The 12,306-nt window shown below is 55.4% G+C and carries 10 protein-coding genes; 7 read left to right on the top strand and 3 right to left on the bottom strand.

Annotated elements, in window-relative coordinates; translation table 11 throughout:
- Positions 1–509: 509 nt before the first annotated feature.
- Positions 510–2,156 (top strand): IS1634 family transposase, encoded by a 1,647-nt coding sequence (locus tag MYS68_RS20335; protein WP_248924599.1) that lies wholly within the window; start codon positions 510–512, stop codon positions 2,154–2,156.
- A 158-nt stretch (positions 2,157–2,314) separates the two neighbouring features.
- Here MYS68_RS20335 and MYS68_RS20330 read toward each other — a convergent pair whose 3' ends face one another.
- Entirely contained in the window at positions 2,315–2,641 is a 327-nt protein-coding gene (locus tag MYS68_RS20330) for a WYL domain-containing protein (protein WP_338043593.1), read from the bottom strand.
- A 77-nt stretch (positions 2,642–2,718) separates the two neighbouring features.
- Positions 2,719–3,258 (bottom strand): dihydrofolate reductase family protein, encoded by a 540-nt coding sequence (locus MYS68_RS20325; protein WP_248927600.1) that lies wholly within the window; start codon positions 3,256–3,258, stop codon positions 2,719–2,721.
- Between the two features lie 149 nt (positions 3,259–3,407).
- Here MYS68_RS20325 and MYS68_RS20320 point away from each other — a divergent pair, with 149 nt between their 5' ends.
- Positions 3,408–3,770: a winged helix-turn-helix transcriptional regulator gene (locus tag MYS68_RS20320; protein WP_248927599.1), complete on the top strand. Its 363-nt coding sequence runs from the start codon at positions 3,408–3,410 to the stop codon at positions 3,768–3,770.
- Positions 3,771–3,829: 59 nt separating this feature from the next.
- On the opposite strand, the gene MYS68_RS20315 is transcribed toward MYS68_RS20320, so the two are convergent.
- Positions 3,830–4,057, bottom strand: coding sequence for a hypothetical protein (locus MYS68_RS20315; RefSeq protein WP_248927598.1), 228 nt, complete (start codon positions 4,055–4,057; stop codon positions 3,830–3,832).
- A 177-nt stretch (positions 4,058–4,234) separates the two neighbouring features.
- Between MYS68_RS20315 and MYS68_RS20310 the strand changes: the two genes are divergently transcribed.
- From MYS68_RS20310 to MYS68_RS20290, 5 genes are all read left to right on the top strand, one after another.
- Entirely contained in the window at positions 4,235–5,032 is a 798-nt protein-coding gene (locus MYS68_RS20310) for a nucleotidyltransferase domain-containing protein (RefSeq protein WP_248927597.1), read from the top strand.
- 303 nt (positions 5,033–5,335) lie between these two features.
- The gene (locus MYS68_RS20305) at positions 5,336–6,346 is read left to right on the top strand and encodes an ABC transporter permease (protein ID WP_420852143.1); all 1,011 of its coding nucleotides are present in this window, start codon (positions 5,336–5,338) and stop codon (positions 6,344–6,346) included.
- Positions 6,347–6,362: 16 nt separating this feature from the next.
- A complete protein-coding gene (locus tag MYS68_RS20300; RefSeq protein ID WP_248927596.1) occupies positions 6,363–7,232 on the top strand; it encodes a carbohydrate ABC transporter permease in 870 nt (289 codons plus the stop codon).
- 275 nt (positions 7,233–7,507) lie between these two features.
- The gene (locus MYS68_RS20295; RefSeq protein ID WP_248927595.1) at positions 7,508–9,067 is read left to right on the top strand and encodes an extracellular solute-binding protein; all 1,560 of its coding nucleotides are present in this window, start codon (positions 7,508–7,510) and stop codon (positions 9,065–9,067) included.
- A gap of 108 nt (positions 9,068–9,175) precedes the next feature.
- Positions 9,176–11,929, top strand: a complete 2,754-nt coding sequence (locus MYS68_RS20290; RefSeq protein ID WP_248927594.1) for an MGH1-like glycoside hydrolase domain-containing protein — start codon at positions 9,176–9,178, stop codon at positions 11,927–11,929.
- Positions 11,930–12,306 lie beyond the last annotated feature (377 nt).

Genomic DNA, 12,306 nt, shown 5'->3' with positions numbered 1-12,306 from the left:
ATATATTGGCTCAACACTGAAGTCAGACCTTTACAAAATTATCCAAGGATGAAAATGGAAAAACATCTGCTATTCCTGTAAAGTTGTAAGTCCCCACCTTTTTCAATTGCTTAATTTCTCCTCATCATAAATTGTTAGCGTTTCACGAAATTGATTTATTATCAGCTTTCGCAGTTGCGGCGGCTCCTCAACAACGGCATCTGATTGGCAACCGATAAAGAAGGAAACCCCCACGTCATATAACCTGGAGAAATCCTTCTCCTAATATACCCGGTTCCGTCCTCAAAAACTGTTAATCCGCTCCCAACCCGGGTTCGACAGTAACCCTCGAAAAGTAGGCACCCTTTTGGGTGCTGTGGACAACTGAAATCCAGATTTGACGCGGCTTTTCGGACTTTTCCACAGGCACTACGACGCGAAAAAATCCAAAAAACTGTAGGCACTAAATTTTTGTGGATAATTAGATATTTTTGTTGCATTTCTTGTAGTATATATTATATCCTGTAGATATGTATATACGAACAATCTCTCGTAAAAATAAAAACGGTTCGATCACCCGTTACGTACAGCTCGCCCATAATGAGCGAAATCCTGTGACCGGAACTCCACAAGCGAAAGTCCTGTACCATTTCGGCCGCGCTGACGAACTGGACATGGAGGGCTTGAAACGTCTTGCCGCCAGCATCCACCGTTTTATTGGCGAGCCGCAAGCGCCCTCTCCATCTTCAGCGCAACCCGCTTCGGTTACGCTCCTTAGCAGTCGTTCGCTGGGCGGCGTATGGCTGCTCGATCAACTTTGGAAGAAGCTTGGTATCGGCGAAGCGATTACACGACGACTTGCCGACCGGGAATACCGCATGCCGGTTGAACGCGCCATCTTTGCCATGGTGGCCAATCGGGCGCTGGCACCAAGCAGCAAGCTGGCGATTGAAGATTGGGTGGATCGTGAAGTGGTCATCCCGGACCTTCCGGCGTTTGACGTGCAGCATGGCTACCGGGCAATGGATTTTCTGCTCACGTCGGAAGAAAGCATCCAGCGTGAAGTGTTCCATACGGTAGCGGATTTGCTGAATCTGGAAGTCGATCTGCTGTTCTTCGACACGACCTCCACGTATTTTGAGACGGAAGAGGACGACGAAGACGATTTTCGCAAAACCGGTTATTCGAAAGACCATCGCCCCGACCTTCCGCAGGTGGTCATCGGTTTTGCTGTCACGCGTGAGGGCATCCCGATTCGTTGTTGGGTGTGGCCGGGCAATACGTCGGATATGAACGTTGTGCCGCAGGTGAAAAAGGATCTGATCGGGTGGAAACTCGGGCGTGTGATTACCGTCGTCGACCGCGGTTTCTCCTCCGAAGACAATCTGCGCGTACTGCAACAGAGCGGCGGCCACTACATTGCCGGGGAGAAGATGACGTCGGGCAAGCCGACCGTCGAAGCGGCACTCGCGCATCCGGGACGTTTCAAAACGATCCGAGACAACCTGGAGGTCAAGGAGATCGTCGTGGGGGATGGCGAAGCGCGCAAGCGATACGTGCTCGTTCGCAATCCGGAAGAAGCAAAGCGGGATGCCGCCCGGCGCGAAGCGCATCTGGAGCAGCTGCGCACGGAGCTTGCCCGGTTGAAGGAACTGGACGGCGAAGCGCATACCGGGGCACACTGCCGTCTACACAGCCATCCGACGTACAAACGGTATCTCAAGACCGACAAGCGCGGCAATCTGCGTATCGATCTGGCCGCCGTCAAAGCGATGGAGCATCTGGACGGCAAATACTTGCTGCGCACCTCTGACGACACCTTGTCCACGGAAGACGTGGCACTCGGGTACAAGCAATTGCTTCAGGTGGAAGCAGCGTTTCGGACACTCAAGCAATCGCTGGAACTGCGGCCGGTCTACCACCGGAAAGAAGAACGGATTCGCGCACATGTCCTGCTTTGCTGGCTGGCCTTGATGCTCATCCGGATTGCAGAAAACCAAACCGGTCAAACGTGGCGCGAGATTCGTTCGCTCATGCAGACGCTGCATCTGGTTGAGTACCGTTTGGATGGTGGAAAGCTGCGGCAACGGACGGAATTAACGGACGAACATCGGGCAATTGTTTCGGCCTTGCAAATCGCAGAACCCCAGCAAATATGGGATATTTCGCTCTCTTGACCCCCAAAAGATGTAGGCACCACACGTAGTTATCCACAACTGCCGCATCCCTTGTCCCGCTTGGGTTTGAGACGGATTGTGCATCTACCGACTGTCGAACCCGGGCCCAAGCCAATCATCGTTTCTGCATAGGAGGACTCCGCGTCTTGTCAATCGAACTAACAATTCATATTCCTCTTGATGTTCCTCACGTTCCCGCTCTTTATCGAACCAATCCGTGATAAGCAGGTTGTCATGACTTTTTTTCTTGTTTGATTAGGGCTGATGGATACGGCCTTGATGCGGTTTGCGCGAAACAGACGGTAATCAGTGCTCTGAAAGTCGTAAGCGGGACAGTACCATTTTCCATTCATAGAATAGAGCCCTACCAATTGAATATCCCTTTCGGTAATTGCCTTTTCCGATTCATAGGTGATATGGAGTATCTTTTGTTCCATGGCTCCTTCAAGCAAGGAAGGCAGATGAAACGCTTCCCATCTCTGCACCGGCACCCAAAATAGAAGCGATGGGACTTATAGATAAATCCACAATTCAAATGCACTTTGTGAGCCAGGTAATTTAATTACCGCCCGATCGCATAGCGCAATTGAACGACGCCGCTGCCCAGGGGCTTGCAGTCCAGCAACTGCACATGCTTATGCTGGTAGTTATTTGTGTCGATTAAAAGATTTAACCCTTTCCCTTCCAACACCGGCGCCACATTGAAAATCACTTCGTCTACTAGTCCTTGGCTTAAAAACGAATTGTGAATATCCGCTCCGCCGCTGATGAGTGCGGTTTGATGGCCCTTTTGCCGCAAGTAATTCAATGCTTCCTGAGGCGATCTTACCACCGTTACGCCGGGGATGTCCTGGATGCTCTTGGATATAACGACGATATCCAGTCCGGCGAAAGGACCGTTCGCGTTTGCCTGCTCCTCTTGGGAGACTCTGCTTGAGTCTTGCATTCCCATAAACGTTCTGCGTCCGACTATGAAATTTCCGGCAGCTTTGGTGTGCGCGGCGAAGTCGTCCAGCGCTTCTTTTTTCGGCGGATTGTCCGGACCTGATTGCGCATAATTGCCGTTAGCGGTTAACGTTGCCCATAAAATAGTTTTCATCATAATACTCCTCCATGTTCTTGTAGTGTCAGGCGTTTTTTTCGGAATTGGCTGCTCCTGTCGATTTACATATTAATGGATCTGTGGTACTTTTGAAAAGTAGTTACAAAAAAGTGCAGTAGTTTCATAAAATGAACTATGGAGTGATAATGATGATGGATCGAACCTGTCCCGGCACTGTTGAACCTATCCTCGAGATCCTGGACAGCAAGTGGACGCTTCTGCTCTTGTTCGAATTGTTTAACGGGACCCGGCGTTTCGGGGAATTACGCCGCAGGCTGCAGCCCATTAGCCCGAAAACTTTGACAGACCGTTTGCGGATGCTGGAGGAGAAGGGAATCGTCACTCGCACTCTTTATCCCGGCGTACCGCTGCATGTCGAATATGAACTTACCGAGTCGGGGCAGGGGCTGCAGCCGATATTTGAGGCTATGTGGACATGGACTCAGCAGTTTGGCGCCTATCTGAAGAAAGAGACAAACGAGGCGGGGGAACAAGGAGAAAAGGTAATGTAATTGAGAGATGCAAAACATGCGATGATATTCAAACGACCTTCCTTTGCGGGAAGGTTTTTTTACTGCAAGTCAACCTCGGAGGCCGGTCGCCGCTTTTCGCTCTTTTTGCGCGGATGGAAGCCCATGCCGGCTATGCTGATCGGCTTTTGAATTTCCGCATAGTTTTCATCAATATCGCAGCGTATCGAATTTAGCAGATGAATGGCGTAAGCTCTGTCATTACCTTCCGGAATCAACTGCAGTAATTTCTCTAACTGTTTTAATCGTGTTTCCGTAACGAATTTCATTTCAAGCCCCCTCAACTTGTGCCCTGCCATATACCATTCGTCCTGATCCGGTAGTTTCGGTCGAAAAGATTTTGCGTACATCATGTGATTTGAATCTTTGCTCATTGACAGAACGCTATAGCCTTTGCTATGCTGACGTAATACCCATTTAATGGGTCAAATTCCAGGGGTGTTAATATGATGCTTCCCATCCACGAACAGTTTATCGAAAAAGTAAAAGAGAAGTTCATTCGGGATCGCCGGTTGGTCGGGCTGCTTGCCGGCGGTTCGATGATAACGGGCGAAATGGATGAGTATAGTGATCTTGACCTGGTTGTCGTGTATCGGGCGGCTTACCGGGAAGAGATCATGAACGAACGTCTGAACATAGCGGGGCAGCCGGGAGGTTTGCTTGCCGCTTTTACGGGCGAGCATGTCGGCGAGCCGCGGTTGATCATCTGCCTGTACGGTCCGTCACCGCTTCATGTCGATTATAAGTTCGTTTCACTTGAGGAGCTTGAGCACCGCATTGAAAATCCTCTCGTACTCTGGGAAAGGGGAACGGAAATCAGTGAAGTACTTCGGCGAACGCAGCCGCTGCATCCTGATCTCGACCCTCAATGGATCGAGGACCGGTTTTGGATCTGGGTGCATTATGGTGCAACGAAGCTGGGGAGAGGCGAATTGTTCGAATTGGTCGATATTCTGAACTTTATCCGCAGCACTGTGCTAGGGCCGCTCATTTTGGCCCAAAATGGGCAGCTTCCCAGAGGCGTGAGGAGGTTGGAGCAGCATGTCCCGGCTGCGATCGCAGAGCTAGAGGAAACCGTCCCCATGCACAGTTCGGAAAGCTGCTACCGCTCGCTGCAAGCGTCCATTCGCATATACCGCCGCCTCCGCGGACATGCGGCCAACCTGGCGGCGCACAGGGAAGATGCCGAAAAGGCATCGACAGCCTTCCTGGATCAGGTGTACGCTTCGCTACGTAAAAGCTGACCCTGAAATGTTACTTGAACAACCCTATCTGAATTTGCCGCCCGGGCACAAATCACCTATATAGCCAAAATGAGGAAGGGGCGATTACGGTAGTAGTATACACTACACAAAAAAATAAAATTGAAATGGGAGCTGCCGCAGTGGGCGGCTTTTTTTTATCGAGATTCATTCATGTAAGCGCACACATCAGGGTAAAAAAACACAACTTTTCGCATAACAACACATAGCGGACCGGATTGAAACCGTTTACTATGAGAGTACTGAAACAAAGTCGACCCCCTGAGAGAGAGGAGCAATCGAGCAATGGATGTGAGAGAGAAGCGGCTTGCTTCGGGGACGCCGGAACCATTTGCGTCCGAGACGCTGCCTGCTTCCGCAGATAACGTGACGCAACGCGTCGGGAACGCCGGAAGCGCCCGCAAGCCGTACGTGCTGAAATATTGGCAAATTTATACGATGGTGCTGCCGGGCGTGCTGTATTTCATCCTTTTCAAGTATGTGCCGCTTACCGGTATTGTTATCGCGTTCCAGGACTATAACGTGTTTAACGGCATTACGGGCAGCCCGTTCGTCGGGTTCAAGCATTTCGTCAACTTGTTCACGTACCCGGAGTTTTTGCGTGTGCTGAAAAATACGCTGCTGATCAGCGTGTACCAGATCGTTTTCGGGTTTCCGGCGCCGATCGTGCTGGCGCTGCTGATGAACGAGGTCAGGCGGATGCTGTTCAAACGGACGGTGCAGACGGTGCTGTACCTTCCGCATTTTTTGTCATGGGTTATCGTCGGGGGGCTTGTGATCAACTTCCTGTCCCCGAGCTCCGGCATGGTGAACGACGTGCTGCGCTGGATGGGGAAGGAGCCGGTGTTTTTCATGCAGGAGCCGGGTTATTTCCGGTCGATTGTCGTCATCTCGGGGATCTGGAAGGAGGTCGGTTGGGGAACGATCATTTATTTGGCCGCCCTGGCAGGCATCAATCCCGAGCTGTACGAGGCGGCGGAGGTGGACGGCGCCGGCCGGATGAGGCAAACGTTCAGCATCACGCTGCCGTCGCTTTTGCCGACGATCATGGTGCTGCTGCTGCTGCGCATCGGGCACATTCTCGACCTCGGCTTCGAGCAGGTGTACATGCTGCTGAATCCGCTCGTGACGTCGACCGGCGAAATCATCGACACGTACATTTACCGGATCGGCCTGCTCGGCGGCCAATACAGCTACACGACGGCGATTGGGCTGTTCAAATCGCTCGTCGGCGTCATTCTCGTGGTCGGCGCCAATCAACTGAGCAAAAAGACAACCGGAAATTCGATTTACTGAGGGGGCGGAAGGCATCATGATCAAAACAACCGCATCGCGGCAAACGTTTCTTACGCTCAACTATATCGTCTTGACGCTGACAAGCCTCGCCATGCTGCTGCCGTTTCTGCATATCGTGGCCGGCTCCTTCAGCGGAGGGACGGCGCTTTCGCAGGGGAGAGTCAGCATCGTTCCGGTCGATTTTACGCTGATCAACTATGCGGCCGTGCTGAAGAACGCCGCGATCTGGAAATCGTTCGGCGTTACGGTGCTGCTGACGGCGGGCGGTACGTGCATCAACTTGTTTTTTACCGCGCTGACGGCGTATGCGTTATCGAGGCCGGAGCTGAAGGGCCGCTCGGCGATTTTGCTGCTGGCGGTGTTCACGATGATTTTCCAGGTGCCGATCATTCCCGGCTACTTGCTCGTCAAGGCGCTCGGCCTGCTGAACACGCTGTGGGCGCTTATCATACCGGGCATGATCAGCGCGTTTAACCTGATCATAATGGTTTCCTTTTTCCGGGAAATCCCCGAGGGGCTTGTGGAGGCGGCCAAAATCGACGGAGCGGGAGAATACCGCACCTGGTGGAGCGTCGTGCTTCCGCTGTCGCTGCCGTCGCTCAGCACGATCGGGCTGTTTTACGCGGTGGGGCATTGGAACGGGTACTTCAGCGCGATCATGTACATCCGCAACCCCGGATTGTTCCCGCTGCAGGTCAAGCTGCGTCAGCTTCTCGTCGACAGCGATACCGAGGCGCTTACGCAAAGCGTCAGCCTGACGCTGCAGTCGGCCGAGGCGATCAAGATGGCCACGATCATCGTGGCGACGCTGCCCATCCTGTTTGTTTACCCGCTGGTCCAGAAGCATTTTATTAAGGGCGCTATGCTCGGATCGGTGAAGGGGTGAGCGTTTTTGAAAAAGGTTTGTTCGTCGGCTCGGCAAAAGACTGGTGAAAAAAGTTCCGCTCCGTGTACCGGCTCATTCCTTCGATCGCTCTTGTTCGCGGATTTCTTGATTATAACGCCATCCGGCGGTTGAAATCCGCTCACAAAGGCGACCGCTTGCGCTTCTCCGGAACGATTCCGTCCCACTCCGCTATTTTCACCGGACTTTTAAAGACGAAGAGCAAGAACCTTTTTTGAAAACGCTATAAAAATAATAATAAAAAAGGAGAAGGTCAAATGAACAAAAGATGGATGACGACGGCAATGGCGGTAACGGTGGCGGCAGGGTCGCTTGCGGGCTGCGCTTCGGACAATGGCAAGGGCGCTTCACCCGGCTCCGCGGGAGGCGGCAGCGACAGCAAGCCGGTCAAGCTGAAGATAGGGATCGGCACGGAAGGGCTGCAGTACATCGAGGGGTCGCCCAATATCAACGAGGATAAATATACGAAAAAGCTGCGGGAGCTGTCGAAGACGGACTTCACGCTCGATCTGATCCCGCACCGCGAGTTCGACCAGAAGCTGACGCTGCTGTTCGCCGGCGGCGAGCTGCCCGATTTGCTGCAAACGCACGGCATCAACAAACCCGAAGTGGCGCCTGCGGTCGACACCGGGGCGATCATTCCGCTGAACGACCTGATCGACAAATACGGGCCGAATCTGAAAAAGAACATTTCCAAGGAGGCGTGGGAGTTCGCCTCGGTCAGCAAAAACGGCAAAATTTACGGCATCCCGAACGTCAACGCCACTCCCAACGGCAACGTGATGATGGTGCGCAAGGATTGGCTCGACAAGCTGGGCATGAAGGCGCCGAAAACGATCGACGAATATATCGATATGCTGCGCGCATTCCGCGACAAAGACCCGAACGGCAACGGCAAAAATGATGAAATTCCGTATTCGGGAAGGGAAAAACTCGCCTTTACCGAGGCGTTTTTCGGGGCGTACGATGCGATTCCGGTCGATTGGAAGTTCGAAAACGGCGAGCTCGTGCCGAATATGATCCGGCCGCAAATGAAAACGGCGCTGGCCACCTACCGCAAATTGTACGAGGAAAAGCTGCTCGACAACGAAGTGTTCGTGCAGGTGGCGAAGGATTGGGACGCCAAAATCAAAGCGAAGGGCATCGTCGGCCTGTGGACCCATGCTCCGCGACTGGCCGACAAATGGTCGGCCGAGGTGAAGACGGGCACTCCGACGGGTGTAGTCGACATCATTCCGGCTCCGACCGGTCCTGACGGCAAGGGCGGATTCAGCATCGGCTCGACGGTCGGCGGCAACATATGGGTCATCCCGAAAACGACAAAAAATCCGGAAAACGCGATCAAGTTCCTCGACTGGTTTTACAGCGACGAAGCGCAGAAGTTTTTGACCTACGGCATCGAGGGTGAAGATTACACGGTGGAAAACGGCAAAATCAACTACAAGTATCCGGTGAAGCAGGAAGATATTTACCGCGAGGAAATGCATTTGACCTGGCTGCGTATGGTCGGCCCGCTTCATTTGACCGATACCGAGTTTATGAAAAACCGCCCGTCCGGCGATCTCGTGCTGAAAGCGATGGATATCGCGAGCAAGGAAGGCCGCAAAAACGACGGGCTCGGCATGCCGTCTTTGCCGACGCTGCAGGCGCGTCCGGAGCTGGGCCGCGACGGCTTGTGGCTGGAAACGGCGGCGAAAATCGTCACCGGCAAGGAGCCGGTCGACTCGTTCGACAAGTTTGTCCTCGACTGGAAAAAACGCGGCGGCGACCAGGTGATCAAGGAAGCGACGGAATGGTACAAGAGCACGCATAAATAAGCGGATAATCATAAGCCCGGGAGGGCCTGGCCGGAGTCAGTCAGGCGGCCGGGCCTTTCGTTTGACCATATCGGCTTGGCCTATCGATAGAAACGGAGGAGATTTGCGATGGTGGTGAATTCGGAGCATTTGGCAGGCACGCATGACTTGATTGGACTTCCCCTGTGGGGGCCGTACACGAAAACATATATGGGCATTTCGCACATCGCGGACGCGGAGCGGGGCATTCGCTTCGATCTGAGCGTATTTCCGGGATTTTACCGGAGAAAGGTGGATGTGCCGAATGTGATGTGGGAATCCGGCTATCATCCGTGGGAAGCGTCGCCGGATCTCGCCTACTTTGCTCATCGGCATGAGCTGGAATGGAAGGACCGCGTATATGCCGACATCGCTTATGCCGCTCCCGGTACCGGTACCACTGCCGGTGCCGGCGAAAATGTGCGGCTTATTCGCTGCAAGCTGGCGAACCGCACCGATATGGAGCAAAACGCGGTTTTGCATTTTATGGCTTCGCTGCATTTGCCGCAGGTGCGTCCGCACGGCGAGGCGCTGCAGACGGTCGGCGTCCGCCTGCCGGAGGGCGCGGTATGGGTGGACGCGCTCGATTACGCGGAGCTGGCCTTCGCCGTGCCGAGACCGAGCGACCGTCTCGTTTACGACGGCTTTTACCGCGCGGAGGTTCGGGCGCAGCGGTTTGTGGGCGGCTCCGCGGTCGGCGCGGGCTTCGGGCGGGATCCGGGCGATCGCGCCGTGTACCGCGTCCACGCGGTGCGGACGCTGGAGCAGGCGGTGCTGCTGCTCCGCTACCGGCTGCCGCAGGGCGAGTCCGCCGCCTTCGCGCTCGAAATCGCGGGCGGCTTCGCGGGCGAGCTGCGGCTGGAAGGCGGCGGCGACGCCGAGCTCGCGGCGGTGCCTTTGGGCCGGCTGGAGCCGGGCGAACACACGGTGTCGCTCGTCTCCGCCGGAGGCTCGGCCCGCCTGGAGCTGGACGGCTTTGCGATCGCCGAAGAGCGGCAGTGCGGACAGGTTGCTTTCGTACCCGACTCGCGCTGTCTGCGCCCGCGCATTGAAACGGGGCCTGCCGCAAACAGCCTGCTTTTGCAATACGAAGGCGTTGACCATGTATACGGCTTGCTTTGGCAGTTTGCCGATTTTGAGATCCGCGAGTTCCACTGCAGCGAGCTGGACCGGTTCATGCGGCATACGGTGCATCATCATGTACACTCGGTGTTTAAGGATGAGAGCGGAGGCGACGGCCATTTCACGAACGTGTTTCTCCGCCCGATCCCGCTCGCCCCGCAAAGCTCGCGGACCGTTTACGGCATGGTATGCGCAGGGAGCAGGGACGAGGTGTTGCGGAGGCTCGCCGCCTGGAACGGTGCGGGTGATCGCTATGCGGCGGCTTTTCAGGAGGCGGAGACAGGAGCCGCTCGGGTCGACCGTACGGCCAACGAAGGCGGGAAGCGGTATGCGCTCAGCCAGCGGTTGATGGCGGCGACGCTGCTCACCAACGTCGTGTATCCGGTATATACGAAGCGCAGCTACATCCGGCACAATACGCCGGGGCGCTGGTGGGACTGCCTGTACACATGGGATTCCGGCTTCATCGGCCTTGGCCTCTCCGAGCTGGATACGCAGCGAGCCGTCGAGTGCCTGAACGCTTATGTGACCGAACCCGGCGATCCGCACGCCGCGTTCATCCATCACGGCAGCATGGTGCCGGTGCAGCATTATCTGTTCCTCGAGCTGTGGAACAAGACGCAGTCGCAGGAGCTGCTCGCCTACTTTTACCCGCGGCTGCGCGAGTATTATTTGTTTTACGCCGGCAAATCGGCCGGCTCGACGACAAGCACGCTGAAGTCGGGCCTCTTGAAAACGTGGGATTACTTTTACAACTCCGGCGGCTGGGACGACTACCCGCCTCAGGTTCACGTGCACCGTGAAAAATTAACGGAGACAGCCGCACCCGTGTCCAATACGTGCCATGCCGTGCGCATTGCGAAAATTCTCAAAATGGCCGCCGCCGCCATCGGCGGGCTGGACGACCACATCGGCGAGTATGAACGGGACATCGCGGCATTCGCCGAGTCGGTGCAGCGGCACGCCTGGGATGAGGAAGCGGGCTACTTCGGCTACGTGCTGCACGACGAAGCCGGACAGCCGGCCGGGCTGCTCCGCCACGAAAGCGGGCAAAATTACAACATGGGGCTCGACGGCATTTACCCGCTCGTAGCGGGCATCGCAACGGCGGATCAGGAGCGGCGCATGGTCGGCCGTATCCAGGATCCTTCGCGGCTGTGGAGCCGCATCGGGCTGTCCACCGTCGACCAAAGCGCGGCCTATTACCGCGCGGATGGGTATTGGAACGGCGCCGTCTGGATGCCGCACCAATGGTTTTTCTGGAAAGCGCTGCTCGGGCTCGGCGAAATTGAAGCCGCCCGCCGGATCGCCCGGACGGCTCTCGATTTGTGGCAGGCGGAGACGGAAGCGACGTACAACTGCTACGAGCATTTTATCGTGCAGTCGGGGAGAGGGGCCGGGTGGCATCATTTCGGCGGTTTGTCTGCGCCTGTGCTTGGCTGGTTCGCCGCTTACCATCGGCCGGGGACACTGACCTGCGGCTTCGACGTTTGGGCGGAACGGGCGAAGTTCAGCGAAGACTGCACCGCATTAACGGCCGATCTTCGGTACTGCGACCGGGCGGACCGGATGCATGCGGCGCTTGTCTGCATGGCGCCGGGATACCGTTACCGGGCAAAATGGAACGGCCGGGAAATCAGCCCGTGCGGGCAGGAGGACGGCATGCTGGAAATGCTGCTTCCGGGTGAGGACGGACAATTGACCGTTGAAACGGAGGCGTAAAACCCGGCGAGGATTTGAGCGAAGACTCGTTCGGGGGCGCAGCGCCGGCGGCGGGAAGGGGAGGCTCGCCCTCCTGACTCCATGTAACATAAACAAACCGATCCCGATCCGGGTCGGTTTGTTTGCTTTTAGTCGACGGTGCTCGCATGCGCCTGTGAACTCCGAACCGAGCTCTTTGCAGAAGGAGGACAAGGGACACACGGAGAATTTAAATAATGAAGAGAAAACGCGTATGACGGTTTCGTTCATCCCCCCCGGGCAAACCTGACAGCACTCCACAAGCACTTAAGGCTCTGCGGAGCAAGGACGGCTTCGGAAGATTAGGGTCCCCGGTGGGTAATTAGGGGGCATTTCATTTTATTTCCTAAAAAAACAAA

This window comes from Paenibacillus hamazuiensis, assembly GCF_023276405.1.
Taxonomy (GTDB): Bacteria; Bacillota; Bacilli; order Paenibacillales; family NBRC-103111; genus Paenibacillus_AF; species Paenibacillus_AF hamazuiensis.
The sequence above is the reverse complement of the archived record's forward strand: the minus strand, read 5'-3'. Positions and strand labels throughout refer to the sequence as shown.